The organism is Pseudomonas sp. A25(2017) (assembly GCF_002001065.1).
GTDB classification, from domain to species: domain Bacteria; phylum Pseudomonadota; class Gammaproteobacteria; order Pseudomonadales; family Pseudomonadaceae; genus Aquipseudomonas; species Aquipseudomonas kilonensis.
Map to the genome: position 1 here is coordinate 1 of NZ_MUOA01000095.1, position 13,820 is coordinate 13,820.

Here is a 13,820-nt window from a genome sequence, read left to right on the forward strand (position 1 = left end):
TTCCTGGCTGTAGTTCTCGATGGACTTGGGCAGATCGAAATGCACGACATTGCGGATATCGCTCTTGTCGATGCCCATGCCGAAAGCGATGGTCGCGACGATGCAATTGGATTGCCCGCCCATGAACCGCCGCTGGATATCTTCGCGTTGTTCATGGGGCAAACCGGCGTGATAGGCCTCGGCCACGATACCGTGCTGGCCCAGGTGTTCGGCGATCTGCTCGGCGGTTCGCTGCAAGGTGACGTAGACAATGCTCGGTTGCCCGGCCCGCTCGCCCAGCCATTGCACCAGCCGTGCGCGCTTGTCGGCACCCAGCACGGGCTCGACCAGCAAATTGAGGTTCGACCGGTAGAAACCGGTCGTCACCACATCGGCGGCGGCGATGGCGAATTTCGCCTGCATGTCCGCGATGACCTTGGGTGTGGCGGTGGCCGTCAGCAGCAATACCTGAGGAATATTGAACTCGCTCTGGTAATCGGGAAGCTTGAGGTAGTCAGGTCGAAAGTTATGCCCCCATTCGGAAATACAGTGGGCCTCGTCCACCACCAGCAACGAGATCGGCACCTGCTGCAGGAAATTGCGAAAGCGCTCGTTCTTCAGGCGCTCCACGGAGATCATCAAGATCTTCAACTCGCCCGAACGGGCCCGCGCCATGGCATCGTTGGTTTCGTCACGGCCCTGGGCCGAATCGATACTCGCCGCCGCGATGCCGTGGCGCTTGAGGAACGCCAACTGGTCCTGCATCAGCGCCAGCAACGGTGAGACCACCAGGGTCAGGTGCGGCAAGAGCAGGGCCGACAATTGATAACACAGGGACTTGCCCGAGCCGGTGGGGAAAATGGCCGCCGCCGACCGACCGGCCAGCACGGCGCCGATGGCCGCCTCCTGACCGGGACGAAACTGTGGATAACCGAAAACCTGTTCCAGGGTGCTGTGCATGCGCGGTCGCTCCTTTGACTGCTGCGATGCCCAAAGCCTAGCGGGACAATGCAGCGAGTCGAGAAAAGGTCGGGGTCGAATCGATACGGGATGATACAGCCTGAATGGCCGTGACGCTGATCGACTCGGGAGTCAACGCAAGCGCGAAGACGTTTGATAGCTGACAGTTTGAGCTTGGTGTTCAGTCATAAGACGTTAAATAAAGATCCAGTCCTTGAGGAAAAACCAATGATGCCAACCGTTCGATTTCAAGCACTTGCTTCATAGAAAGCCTGAAATCCACGCCAATGTGATCATCGTTGAACACCCATTGCATTACAGGCTTCAAATCCTCCACAGACAAACTGACGAGCTGTTCAAAAACCAATTCATTCTTATCTGAATGGAAACCTAGCACCCAAAATTCGTTACGCGCCATCTAAATACCCGAAACCATTGAACCTCTCCCAGCAATTTTCACTGTGTGTAATCATTGCAACTAATTTGAAAAATGTAGTCAGGATTGTAAATACGCTTTCCTAAAATTCCTTCTAACTCATTAAGCTGTGAGTTTGTGAGGTCATAGCCCTCCCAGCCCTGCTGTTCGTTAGCCCACCCCATAATCTTCTTTAGATGTTCGTCATGCCCCTCCGGTAACCTCTCCTCAAAAGCGAGGAATCCGGTTTTTTTCTCGAAGGCTTCAATTATATAAATCATGGCTCAACGCTCCTGGTTTTATCTGCGGGCTTGGTTTGTTCTCCTGTAGTCGGATCATACTCACCGAGATGTAATCCACGCTTGTTATACATCTCGACTGTTCCGTGCTGAGAATCCCATTCAAGAATAGTTCCCTTAAGTGTTTTCCAGCGTTTTCTGAGGGCGCCACCACCTTTAACCCGAGTTTTACGGTCGGTGCGCACAGCATCAGGAAAGGCAATCAATTTTTCCGGAGCTTTATAATATTTATGATCCCCCGGAAGATTTAAAACAATATAAAGCGGCGAAACCCCAGAATCCGCCGGAAACACAAGAATGAAATCCTTGTACTCCGGCGGATAGATCGGGTTGACGATGATGCTGTCCGCCGCAGGCGTCGGCGGAAAAATCCAGATGTGCGGAGCCTGTGGCGCGGCCTCCAGCGCCGGGATGCCCAGCGTCGCGGAAGGATCGACTGCCGGCGTCCAGATCAACTCGACCCCTTCGCCAAAGTCCGCCACTTGCTGCTCGCCGCGAGCCTGGAACGTCACCACAGGAATCATTTCCCAGCCACGTCGCGCCTGGGTGTTGTAGCCGTATCCCTTGAGCGTGCCATCGGCCTGGATTTCGACATGCAACCGCACCCGCGTACGTGCCTGCTCCAGGGAGCGCAGTTGCTCTTCGGTGTACAACGAACCGTCACCCAGGTTCGAGGGCATCAGCAACCCCACCAGACCGATCAGTACACCCGCCGCCACAGGAGCGCTGATCGCGCCAGCAGCCCCGGCAGCAGCACCAAGGGAGACCGGCATCGTCCGACCCAAGGCAAACGTACCGAAGCTTGCCGGTAACGACCCACTGATACTCTTAAGCTGAATGCGCCCTGACTCGTCAGCTTGACGGCCACCCAACAAGGTAAATTGGCCGTACTCCCTCAGGGCTTCAGTCGGGATGTAGCCGCTCGGGTTGTGATAGTCGATCACCGAATCAGGCAGCTTGCAGGACTTGGCAAATACGCAACCCTTCACGTCGGAAGGTAATGCTTCGCGGATCTGGGCCAGACGCTCGCTCATGTACGCCGTCTGCCTGGCGAGCATGGCCTCATAGGCGTGTTGATCGACATCTCTTTTTGCCAGTTCGCTGGGGGTCATGTCCCGCAGGATCCTGTAGCCCCGATCGCCACCGTAATGCTCCCAGACCTGCGGAACACTGGTCTTTCCTTTCGTCATGCTTCATCCCTGCTCGGTCGCCGTTACCCCCATTGAAAGGGCGTGGCGAACCTTACCGAGCGGCCAGGGAAATACTCAGCAGACGGTTCCGAGACTACTGTGAGACCTTTCTTCTTTTTCCAATGGCCTGCGATTCCCCCTAAACTTTCCCTCCAGACGGACGCACGCCAACATCCCGGAACCCCCGCCATGCACCTCGCCCCAGACTTCCCCGACGATCACACCATGCGCCAGCTCATGGAGCTGCTCCACGAAGAAATCGGCCTGCCTGAACGCAAGACCATCCGGCTGGACACCGCGATCAATCTCGACCTGGGTTGCGATGGCGCGGACGCCCGGCATCTGATGGAGGCACTGGAGGAGCGCTTCGCCATCGAGCTCATCGACTACGATGCCTACCGCTATTTTCAGCCTGAAGGATTTGATGTGTTTCAAAAGCGCAGAGCCAAGGGCCGTGGGAACAAGATGCCACTGACCATCGGCATGCTTTACAAGGCGATCAAGGCGCAACGATGGGATACGCGGGAAGTGGAAGAGGCCTAGCTGATCGGGGCGCCTCAAATAGTCGCCCATAAAAAAACCGCCCATAAAGGGCGGTTTTTTCATTCGCTAACCAAGCCTTACAGCTGCGGGCCTGCAGCCTTGATCGCGTCGCTCACGTCGAACTTCTTGAAGTTCTCGGTGAACAGACCGGCCAATGCCTTGGCCGCTTCGTCGTAGGCAGCTTTGTCGGCCCAGGTGTTGCGTGGGTTCAACAGGACAGTCTCGACGCCTGGAACAGCCAGTGGCACGTCCAGGTTGATGATGTCCAGGTGTTCGGTTTCAGCACCGATCAGCGCGCCGCTCTGGATCGCCGCGATCACCGCACGGGTGGTCGGGATGTTGAAGCGCTTGCCAACGCCGTAGCCGCCGCCGGTCCAGCCGGTGTTGACCAGGTAGACCTTGGAGCCGAAACCACGGATGCGCTTGATCAGCAGCTCAGCGTACTCACCGGCTGGACGCGGGAAGAACGGGGCGCCGAAGCAGGTGGAGAAGGTCGACTTGATGCCGCTGCCCGAACCCATTTCGGTCGAACCCACCAGCGCGGTGTAGCCGGACAGGAAGTGGTAGGCGGCTTGTTCTTCGCTGAGGATCGACACTGGCGGCAGTACACCGGTCAGGTCGCAGGTCAGGAAGATCACGGCGTTTGGCTCGCCACCGAGGTTTTTCGGTGCGCGTTTTTCGATCAGCTCACGCGGGTAGGCGGCGCGGCTGTTCTGGGTCAGGCTGTCGTCGGCGTAGTCGGCTTTCTTGGTGACCGGGTCCAGGACGACGTTTTCCAGTACGGCGCCGTGCTGGATGGCTTTCCAGATAACCGGCTCGTTCTTCTCGGACAGGTCGATGCACTTGGCATAGCAGCCGCCTTCGATGTTGAAGACCACGCCCACGCCCCAGCCGTGCTCGTCGTCACCGATCAGGTAACGGCTTTCGTCGGCGGACAGGGTGGTCTTGCCGGTACCCGACAGGCCGAAGAACAGGGTCACATCGCCTTCTTCGCCCATGTTCGCGGCGCAGTGCATCGGCAGCACGTCAACGGCCGGCAGCAGGAAGTTCTGTACGGAGAACAGGGCTTTCTTCATTTCACCGGCGTAGCGCATGCCGGCGATCAGCACTTTCTTGGCCGCGAAGTTGATGATCACGGTACCGTCGGAGTTGGTGCCGTCACGCTCAGGCTCGCAAACGAAGTTCGGCGCGTTGAGGATCTGCCACTCGTCCTTGCCACCGGCGTTGTACTGCTCGGGGTTGATGAACAGGCAACGGCCAAACAGGTTGTGCCACGCGGTCTCGGTGGTCATCTTGACTGGCAGGTAGTGCGCAGGGTCGGAGCCTACATGCACGTGGGATACAAAACGCTCGCGCTCGCCCAGGTAGGCTTCGACGCGGCTCCACAGGGCATCGAACTTGTCGGCCGGGAACTTGCGGTTGATCGGGCCCCAGGCGATGGCGTCCTGGGTGGTTGGCTCTTCCACGATGAAACGGTCGACTGGCGAGCGACCGGTACGATGACCGGTACGAACAACCAGCGCGCCAGTATCGGCAAGCTCGCCTTCACCGCGATTCAGGGCTTCTTTGACCAGATCATCGACACTCAGATCGGTGTACACGGCGTTATTGGCTTGCGTCATGAGATTCCCCGTCGGCCCGTGGCCGAGTGCTCCAAACGTTTTGTAGTAGGAAGTCGCGCACTACTACCCGAAAAAAGTGGGCCGGATTATGCCAGAAAACCCCAAAAAGAGTAGGGCCCTCCCGTCAGTACGGCGTAAATCCGGCACTTGCCAGGAGATTTACCTGCGCTGAAACGTTTTAGTGACGAGTATCTGACGGTGTGTCGACACCCGCACCCGCGAACAATTGAGCGATGTCCGCCGCGTCGAACAGGTAGCGCTCGTTGCAAAACTGGCAATCGACCTCGATGGCACCGCCATGCTCGATCACCAGTTGCTGCGCATCTTCCAGACCCAGACTGACCAGCGCATTGGCGGAACGTTCACGAGAGCAACTGCATTGGAAGCGCAACGGCTGTCCGTCGAACAAGCGTACCTGCTCCTCGTGATAGAGGCGATGCAACACGGTTTCGTTGTCCAGGCTCAACAGCTCATCGGCGCTCAGGGTGCTGGCCAGAGCGGTGACGTGCTGCCAACTGGCGTCGCGTTCTTCCGGGTCACGCAGGCGGTCGGCAGGCAGTTGCTGCAGCAGTAAACCGCGAGCGCGCCGCCCGTCGGCGTAGAGCCAGAAGCGGGTATTGGTCTGCTGGGACATGACGAAGTAGTTGGTGAAGCAATCGGCCAGGGTTGCCCCGTCCAGATCGACAATTCCCTGGTAACGCTGGCCTTGGGTCGGATCGACCGTGAGGGCCAGCACGCCATTGGGCATCATATCGGCCAGCGTTGCGTCAGGCCCGATCTGCTCGGCGTCATAACGGGCCAGGCCACGGATTTCGCGCTCACTGGAGCACTCGATCATCAGCAACGGCACCGGACCATCGGAACGCGCCTGGAGAATCAGCAAGCCATCGAACTTCAAGGTGCCCACCAACAACGCCGCAGCCGCCATCAGCTCGCCGAGCATTTGTGCGACCGGCTCCGGGTAGGGGTGCTTGGCGAGGACTTCGGCGTAGCTACGCTCCAACGCCACCAGCTCGCCACGGGCGTCGCTGTCATCGAAGATGAAACGTTGGGTGTAGTCGGTATCCGGTAAATCAGTCATAGGGTCTGGTATCTGAGGTGATGACAAATGATGGCAGGCATTTTATGGGCATTCAGGGTGGGTTCCAAGCAAGGCTTGGGTTTGCCTGACGGGAAGGGGCTGACGCCTCATCTGAATGTGTAGGCTGACACATTGTGGCGAGGGAGCTTGCTCCCGCTCGGTTGCGCAGCGACCGTAAGATTTTGGGGCCGCTGCGCAGCCCAGCGGGAGCAAGCTCCCTCGCCACGGATAGCCTCGAATGACCGATGTTCTATTCGTTGTTGCTGCCACGAAACTTGAACAGGTCCCGGCGCTGCTTCTTGCTCGGCTTGCCGTCGGTGCTGACCCCCAGGGCGCCGGCCTTGCGTTGCGCGGCGGCGGTTTCACGCTTGGCGATACTGGCTTCGGTTTCGCGATACAGCGCCTGCGCTTCAGGCGCGCCGCGACGCACGATCGACAGGGCCTCGACCACCACGGTCTTTTCATCGAAGCCGGTGCGAATGACAAATTCATCGCCAACGCGTGGCTCTTTGCCCGGCTTGCAACGCTCTCCCCGGTGATGGACCTTGCCGCTTTCGATGGCGGTCTTGGCCAGGGCTCGCGTCTTGTAGAATCGCGCCGCCCACAACCATTTATCGAGACGGACCTTGTCGTCCTCTTCCTTTTTTTGTACCACTGCGTTTCCTCTTTTCTGCCAATAGCCAGAACTGTACTACCGTTTTTGTCGAGCGCACGAATCCGGCTCGATGGATAGAATGCCCGCCGAACCACCGTCACACACATGGCTTGGGTCGCAATCGGTTACAAGCACAAACAAGTGCGTAGATAACTGTCGCCATTTTGTGATTATTCTGCGTGAATACCGCGATTCGCGGAGTCCACGATCCGATGTACTGATCGCAGGTTTTTTTATTGAAGACTTTTGACCATTTGACCGTTGTCGGTCTGCGCGAGTGGGTGGCGCTCCCGGATCTGGGAGTCGTGGGCCTGCGGGCAAAAATCGACACCGGCGCCAGCACCTCCAGCCTGCATGCCACCGACATCGAGCCGTTCGAGCGCGATGGCGAAAAGTGGGTGCGCTTCACGGCGCACCTCGGCACCGTGGTGCAGTTGCGCCATCGCCGTTGCGAAGCGCCACTGGTGGCCCGCAAGACCATAAAGAGTTCCAACGGCCACGCTCAGGTCCGCTACGTGATCAGCACCACGCTGGCGCTGGGTGACCGGGTCTGGCGGGTCGAGTTCACCCTTGCCTGCCGCAAATCCATGCGATATCGCCTGTTACTGGGTTCCAAAGCCTTGATCGACGGCCAACTGGTGGTCAATCCGGGTACCAAATACGTTCAAGACAAGCCGGCATTCCCGGTGTCCACTACCTCTGCCACAGGTGTTGCATGAAGATCGCTGTGCTGTCGCGTAATCCGCGTCTGTATTCCACTCGTCGCCTGGTTGAAGCCGGGACCGAACGAGGCCATGAAATGGTGGTGATCGATACCCTGCGCGCCTACATGAACATCGCCAGCCACAAGCCGCAGATCCATTACCGTGGCAAGCCGCTGGAAGGGTTCGATGCGGTGATCCCGCGCATCGGCGCATCGGTGACGTTCTATGGCTGCGCCGTGTTGCGTCAGTTCGAAATGATGGGGGTGTTTCCCCTCAACGAGTCGGTGGCCATCGCCCGCTCCCGGGACAAGCTGCGCTCGCTGCAGTTGCTGTCACGGCGCGGGATCGGCCTGCCCGTCACCGGTTTTGCCCATTCCCCCGATGACATTCCCGACCTGATTGCGATGGTCAACGGCGCACCGCTGGTGATCAAGGTGCTGGAAGGTACCCAGGGCATCGGCGTGGTCCTGTGTGAAACCGCAACGGCGGCGGAATCGGTGATCGAGGCGTTCATGGGCCTGAAGCAGAACATCATGGTCCAGGAGTACATCAAGGAAGCCGGTGGCGCGGACATTCGCTGCTTCGTCGTGGGCGACAAGGTGATTGCCTCGATGAAACGCCAGGCCAAGCCCGGAGAGTTCCGCTCCAACCTGCATCGCGGTGGCAGCGCCAGCCTGATCAAGATCACACCGGAGGAACGCATGACCGCCCTGCGGGCCGCAAAAGTCATGGGCCTGGCCGTGGCCGGCGTGGACATCCTGCGTTCCAACCACGGACCGCTGGTGATGGAGGTCAACTCCTCGCCAGGCCTGGAAGGGATCGAGACCACCACGAGCAAGAACGTGGCCGGGATCATCATCGAGCATCTGGAAAAGAATGGCGGGCCGAACATGACCCGGACCAAGGGCAAGGGTTAACGCACCAGTACAAAACCTGTGGGAGCGGGCCTTTGTGGGAGCCGAGCTTGCTCGCGATGAAGGCGCCTCGGTCTACTGGAAGACCCTGTTATCGTTCATCGCGAGCAAGCTCGGCTCCCACAGGGCTCGCTCCCACAGGTTCTCTGTCTTACTTGAGAAAAGCCGCTACACCGCATCCCGAGGCAGCATCAAGCCCAACGGCAAGCGCACTCGAGCTTCCAGCCCACCACCGACGCGGTTACGCAGCTCGACATTGCCGCCGTGCATCGAGGCGATGCGCTTGACGATGGCCAGGCCCAGCCCCGTGCCCTTCCCGCCCCGGGCGCGATCACCGCGAGTGAAGGGGTTGAAAATGGCTTCCAGCTCAGAGGGATCGATGCCGGCGCCACGGTCCATGACGCTCAGCACCACATAAGGCGCGCTGGTGTCACCGGAGACATAGGCCGCGACTTCGACACCGGTGCCTGCGTGGTTCAGCGCATTGCCGATCAGGTTGTTCAGCAAGCGCTTCATCGACACACGGCGCAACGGGAACGGTTGGATCGGCTCCAGGCGCAGGTGCAATTTCTCATCGTTCTGGTTATAGGGCGCGGCCACCTCCCGCACCAATTCACTGAGGTCCACCTCTTCCACCGACTCGTCACGACCGTCGCGAATGAACGCCAGGAACTGGTCGAGAATCGCGTCCATGTCCTCGATGTCGCGGACCATCTCGTCGGTCAGGTCGGTGTGCTCGCCCATCAACTCCAGCGACAACCGTAGCCGGGTCAGCGGCGTGCGCAGGTCATGGGAGACGCCAGCGAGCATCAACTCACGCTCGCGCCCGGCCTGTTCGACATCCTCGGCCATCTGGTTGAAGGCACGGTAGACCTCGGTCATTTCGCTGGGCGTATCGCTGATGGGCAGCCGCACGCTGCGCCCCTGGCCCAGTTGGCGGGCGGCGTAGACCAGGCGTTTCAATGGTTGGTTGAGCTGGCTGACGAAGATCCACGCCGACGCCGTCGACAGCAGGCCGATGGCCAGGAACCAGCCGAGCACGTTCCAGATTTTCTGGCCGCGCAGCGGATGCGGGTACAACGGCACCTTCAGCCAGCCATCCCCCAGGCTCGGGGCCCGCACCCACAGCGCCGGCGGCGAGTGCATGCGCAATCGCACCTCGGTATCGGCACCCAGTTCGGCCTGCATCTGGCGTTGATAGATCTCGCTGTAGGGCCAGTGCTGCTCGCCCTCCGGCACGCCGGCACCGACAACGCGGATCAGCGTCGCCGCCTCGGCAATTTTCGCTCGGTTGGTTTCGTCCGCCGCCCAATAGGCCCGCAGGGTCAAGGCAACACCGTGGCTGTACTGCCGGTCCACGAGAACGTCTTCGTTCATCAGCAGGTACACCAGCGTCAGTGCCTTGGAGAAGAGCACGACGATCAGCACCAGCCAGAGGGTGCGGGAGAAGAAACTCTGGGGGAACCAAACGGGGGTTTTCATGAATAACCGCTACACACTTGCAGGAGCGAGCGATGCTCGCACAATGACAGACCGCGAGTCGCCTGGAAGAAGACATTTCAACCGGCCAGGCCACCCGCTCCTACAAATCGCCGATCACTTGCTGGCGGCGCCATCCGGTACGAATACATAACCCACGCCCCAGACGGTCTGGATGTACCGCGGCTTGGAAGGATCGGGTTCGATCATCCGACGCAGGCGGGAAATCTGCACGTCGATGGAGCGCTCCAGCGCATCCCATTCACGACCACGGGCCAGGTTCATCAACTTGTCGCGGGTCAGCGGCTGGCGGGCGTTCATCACCAGCGCCTTGAGCACCGCGAACTCGCCGGTGGTGAGCATATGGACCTCATCACCGCGCTTGAGCTCGCGAGTGGCCAGGGACAGCTCATAGTCGCCGAAGGTCACGCTCTCATCTTCGCTGCCTGGCGCGCCAGGTACCGGCGCCGACTGGCGACGCAGCACCGCCTTGACGCGGGCCATCAGCTCGTCGGGGTTGAACGGCTTGGCCAGGTAATCGTCGGCGCCCAGTTCCAGGCCCTTGATACGGCTCAGCTCGTCGCCCTTGGCGGTGAGCATGATGATCGGGATCTGGTTGTTGGCACCGCGCAGGCGGCGGCAGGCTGTCAGGCCGTCTTCACCGGGCAGCATCAGGTCGAGCACCACCAGGTTGAACACTTCACGGGCCAGCAGTCGGTCCATTTGCTCGGTGTTCGGTACGGTGCGGGCGCGGTAGCCCTTGCTGACGAAAAAGCGTTCCAGCAAGCTGCTCAGCCCCGGATCGTCGTCAACAATAAGAATTTTTTCGCCTTCAGCAGTTTGTGCAGTGCTGCTCATAGGAAGCTCCTTTGATCTCGGCGCGCATTATGGCCTAGCTGCCGTTATACGCACGGTGTGCATTGTTAGCAGATTTTTCCTCTATCTCCACAAATCCGGGCATCAAGCCTACAGACCATGTCCCCCCCTCAGGACGGAACGCTGGTTATAATGCGCGGCCTTTTGTGCCAGGGAATGCCGGATCGTGACCCGGCGTGCCATTTTTTCCCCTTGGCCAGGCAGCACTTTTTGAATTTCGCGGGTCAACAGGCAGCCTTTTGACCCAGGCAGCGGCGCATGCCAGGCCGCTCAACCAGTCTCGCCGAGCCCGGCTTCTGCGGTGGCGAGCCTGATTTCACAATTTGTCAGGTGGTTTTATGGACAGCATCAACAGCCGCATCGCCGAGGAACTCGGCGTACGCCCACAACAGGTCGAAGCGGCCGTCGCGCTACTCGATGAAGGTTCCACGGTGCCTTTCATCGCCCGTTACCGGAAAGAAGTGACCGGCAGCCTCGATGACATCCAATTGCGGCATCTGGAAGAACGCCTGCGCTACCTGCGAGAACTCGACGAACGGCGCATCAGCATCCTGGCCAGCATCCAGGAGCAGGGCAAGCTGACCCCGCAACTTGAGCGCGACATCAAGCTGGCCGACACCAAGACCCGCCTCGAAGACTTGTACCTGCCCTACAAGCAAAAGCGCCGCACCAAGGGCCAGATCGCCCTGGAAGCCGGCCTCGGCGAGCTGGCCGACGGCCTGTTCAACGACCCGACCCTGGCCCCGGAAACCGAAGCCGCGCGCTTCGTCGATGCCGAAAAAGGCGTGGCGGACGTAAAAGCGGCGCTGGAAGGCGCCAAGTACATCCTCATGGAGCGCTTCGCCGAAGACGCCAACCTGCTGGAAAAACTGCGTAGCTACCTCAAGCAGGAAGCCACCCTCAGCGCCCGGGTGATCGCCGGCAAGGAAGAGGAAGGCGCGAAGTTTCGCGACTACTTCGAACACGACGAACCGCTCAAGAGCATGCCGTCCCACCGTGCCCTGGCGATTTTCCGTGGTCGCAACGAAGGCATTCTCAGCTCCGCACTGAAAGTCGGTGAAGAATTGCCCGGCACCATGCACCCGTGCGAAGGCATGATCGGCCAGCAGTTCGGCATCCAGAACCAGAATCGCGCCGCCGACAAATGGCTGGCCGAGGTGGTGCGCTGGACCTGGAAGGTCAAGCTCTACACCCACCTGGAAACCGACCTGCTGGGCGAGTTGCGCGATAACGCCGAGACCGAGGCGATCAACGTGTTCGCCCACAACCTGCACGACCTGCTGCTGGCCGCACCGGCCGGCCCACGCGCCACCCTGGGCCTGGACCCGGGCCTGCGCACCGGTTGCAAGGTGGCGGTGGTGGACTCCACCGGCAAACTGCTGGACCACGCCACGGTCTACCCGCACGTGCCGCACAACAAGTGGGACCAGACCCTCGCCGTGCTCGCCGCCCTGTGCGCCAAGCATTCGGTGGACTTGATCGCCATCGGCAACGGCACCGCCAGCCGTGAGACCGACAAGCTGGCCGCCGAGCTGATCAAGAAATACCCAGCCATGAAGATGACCAAGGTCATGGTCTCCGAGGCCGGCGCTTCGGTTTACTCGGCGTCGGAACTGGCTTCCAAGGAATTCCCGGACCTGGACGTGTCGATCCGTGGCGCGGTGTCCATCGCCCGTCGCCTGCAGGACCCGCTGGCGGAATTGGTGAAGATCGACCCGAAATCCATCGGTGTCGGCCAGTACCAGCACGACGTTTCCCAACTGAAACTGGCCCGCGGCCTGGACGCGGTGGTGGAGGATTGCGTGAACGCCGTGGGCGTGGACGTGAACACCGCTTCGGTGGCGTTGTTGGCGCGTATCTCCGGTCTGAACGCCACCCTGGCGCAGAACATCGTCACCCACCGTGACGAACATGGCGCGTTCAAGACCCGCGCCGCGTTGAAGAAAGTCCCGCGCCTGGGTGAAAAGACCTTCGAACAGGCCGCCGGCTTCCTGCGGGTGATGAACGGCGATAACCCGCTGGACTCCTCCGCGGTCCACCCTGAAGCCTACCCGCTGGTGCAACGCATCGCCGCCCAGACCGACCGCGACATCCGTTCGCTGATCGGTGACGCCGGGTTCCTCAAGCGCCTGGATCCGAAGAAATTCACCGACGAAACCTTCGGCCTGCCCACCGTCACCGACATCCTCCAGGAACTGGAGAAACCGGGCCGCGACCCACGCCCCGAGTTCAAGACCGCCGAGTTCCAGGACGGCGTCGAAGACCTCAAGGACCTGCAACCAGGCATGATCCTCGAAGGCGTGGTGACCAACGTCACCAACTTCGGTGCCTTCGTCGACATCGGCGTGCACCAGGACGGTCTGGTGCACATCTCGGCCTTGTCCGAGAAGTTCATCAAGGACCCGCGCGAAGCGGTGAAGGCCGGTGATGTGGTGAAAGTGAAGGTCATGGAAGTCGACATCCCGCGCAAACGCGTCGGCCTGTCGATGCGCATGAGCGACACGCCGGGCGAGAAAGTCGACGGTGCCCGTGGTGCACGTCCTGGCTCGACGCCTCGTCAGTCGCAGAACACCGCGCCACGCAAGGAGACCACCACCGCGGCTCCGTCCAACAACGCCATGGCTTCGTTGTTCGCCAACGCCAAGCAGTTGAAGAAACGCTGATGGACGTGCCAGCCGGGTTGGTGGAGAGCGCGTTCTTCAAGCTGCTCGGCTGCCGTTTGCACAGCCTTGGGGACGGGGTGGCGCAAGTCGCCCTGAGCCTTGAGCCGCCGTTGCGCAATCGCGGCGGCAAGCTGCACGGCGGCGCGCTGTTCAGCCTGGTGGACATCGCCATGGGACTGGCCTGCTCCAGTGTCCATGGCTTTGACCAGCAGAGCGCGACCATCGAATGCAAGATCAACTACATTCGCGCCGTGTCCGACGGCGACGTGTTGTGCACCGCCCGGGTCATCCACCCGGGCCGACGCACGCTGGTGGTCGAGGCCGAGGTGATGCAAGGCGACAAACTGGTCGCAAAAGCGCAAGGCACGTTCGCTGTCCTATAGCTCCCTGTCATCGATTTGCGGTAATTTCGATGCCATGAATGCCGCGCCGAAACCCCT

Annotated in this window: 14 protein-coding genes; 5 read left to right on the forward strand and 9 right to left on the reverse strand. The window is 60.4% G+C overall.

Annotated elements, in window-relative coordinates; translation table 11 throughout:
• The 4 genes from B0E42_RS24565 to B0E42_RS24580 all read right to left on the reverse strand — a co-directional run.
• Nucleotides 1–939 (reverse strand): ATP-dependent DNA helicase RecQ (locus tag B0E42_RS24565; protein WP_139353217.1); only part of this gene is annotated, 939 nt, incomplete at its 3' end.
• A 181-nt stretch (nt 940–1,120) separates the two neighbouring features.
• A complete protein-coding gene (locus B0E42_RS24570) occupies nt 1,121–1,357 on the reverse strand; it encodes a hypothetical protein (RefSeq protein ID WP_053177630.1) in 237 nt (78 codons plus the stop codon).
• A gap of 38 nt (nt 1,358–1,395) precedes the next feature.
• A complete protein-coding gene (locus B0E42_RS24575; RefSeq protein WP_053177627.1) occupies nt 1,396–1,635 on the reverse strand; it encodes a hypothetical protein in 240 nt (79 codons plus the stop codon).
• Nucleotides 1,632–2,843: a colicin E3/pyocin S6 family cytotoxin gene (locus B0E42_RS24580; RefSeq protein ID WP_077508027.1), complete on the reverse strand. Its 1,212-nt coding sequence runs from the start codon at nt 2,841–2,843 to the stop codon at nt 1,632–1,634. The genes B0E42_RS24575 and B0E42_RS24580 overlap by 4 nt, the downstream gene beginning before the upstream one ends.
• A gap of 189 nt (nt 2,844–3,032) precedes the next feature.
• Here B0E42_RS24580 and B0E42_RS24585 point away from each other — a divergent pair, with 189 nt between their 5' ends.
• Nucleotides 3,033–3,386, forward strand: a complete 354-nt coding sequence (locus tag B0E42_RS24585; protein WP_024619125.1) for a DUF1493 family protein — start codon at nt 3,033–3,035, stop codon at nt 3,384–3,386.
• A 77-nt stretch (nt 3,387–3,463) separates the two neighbouring features.
• On the opposite strand, the gene B0E42_RS24590 is transcribed toward B0E42_RS24585, so the two are convergent.
• From B0E42_RS24590 to B0E42_RS24605, 3 genes are all read right to left on the reverse strand, one after another.
• Entirely contained in the window at nt 3,464–5,008 is a 1,545-nt protein-coding gene (locus B0E42_RS24590) for a phosphoenolpyruvate carboxykinase (RefSeq protein ID WP_014336039.1), read from the reverse strand.
• A gap of 178 nt (nt 5,009–5,186) precedes the next feature.
• Entirely contained in the window at nt 5,187–6,089 is a 903-nt protein-coding gene (gene hslO, locus B0E42_RS24600; RefSeq protein ID WP_018608788.1) for an Hsp33 family molecular chaperone HslO, read from the reverse strand.
• A gap of 250 nt (nt 6,090–6,339) precedes the next feature.
• A complete protein-coding gene (locus tag B0E42_RS24605; protein WP_077508030.1) occupies nt 6,340–6,744 on the reverse strand; it encodes an RNA-binding S4 domain-containing protein in 405 nt (134 codons plus the stop codon).
• 254 nt (nt 6,745–6,998) lie between these two features.
• Between B0E42_RS24605 and B0E42_RS24610 the strand changes: the two genes are divergently transcribed.
• Nucleotides 6,999–7,463, forward strand: a complete 465-nt coding sequence (locus tag B0E42_RS24610; protein WP_172436084.1) for an ATP-dependent zinc protease — start codon at nt 6,999–7,001, stop codon at nt 7,461–7,463.
• Entirely contained in the window at nt 7,460–8,365 is a 906-nt protein-coding gene (gene rimK, locus B0E42_RS24615; protein WP_003196697.1) for a 30S ribosomal protein S6--L-glutamate ligase, read from the forward strand. The genes B0E42_RS24610 and rimK overlap by 4 nt, the downstream gene beginning before the upstream one ends.
• A 165-nt stretch (nt 8,366–8,530) precedes the next feature.
• Here the strand turns inward: rimK and B0E42_RS24620 are convergent, their stop codons facing one another.
• Together B0E42_RS24620 and ompR are read right to left on the reverse strand one after the other, a co-directional pair.
• The gene (locus tag B0E42_RS24620; protein ID WP_018608795.1) at nt 8,531–9,844 is read right to left on the reverse strand and encodes an ATP-binding protein; all 1,314 of its coding nucleotides are present in this window, start codon (nt 9,842–9,844) and stop codon (nt 8,531–8,533) included.
• A gap of 114 nt (nt 9,845–9,958) precedes the next feature.
• Nucleotides 9,959–10,699 (reverse strand): two-component system response regulator OmpR, encoded by a 741-nt coding sequence (ompR, locus tag B0E42_RS24625; RefSeq protein ID WP_003196691.1) that lies wholly within the window; start codon nt 10,697–10,699, stop codon nt 9,959–9,961.
• A gap of 356 nt (nt 10,700–11,055) precedes the next feature.
• Here ompR and B0E42_RS24630 point away from each other — a divergent pair, with 356 nt between their 5' ends.
• Together B0E42_RS24630 and B0E42_RS24635 are read left to right on the forward strand one after the other, a co-directional pair.
• Nucleotides 11,056–13,380 carry a Tex family protein gene (locus B0E42_RS24630; protein WP_077508033.1) on the forward strand — a complete coding sequence of 775 codons (2,325 nt, stop codon included), beginning with the start codon at nt 11,056–11,058 and terminating at the stop codon, nt 13,378–13,380.
• Nucleotides 13,380–13,763, forward strand: a complete 384-nt coding sequence (locus B0E42_RS24635; protein ID WP_014336033.1) for a PaaI family thioesterase — start codon at nt 13,380–13,382, stop codon at nt 13,761–13,763. Before B0E42_RS24630 ends, B0E42_RS24635 begins: the two co-directional genes overlap by 1 nt.
• Nucleotides 13,764–13,820: the final 57 nt, after the last annotated feature.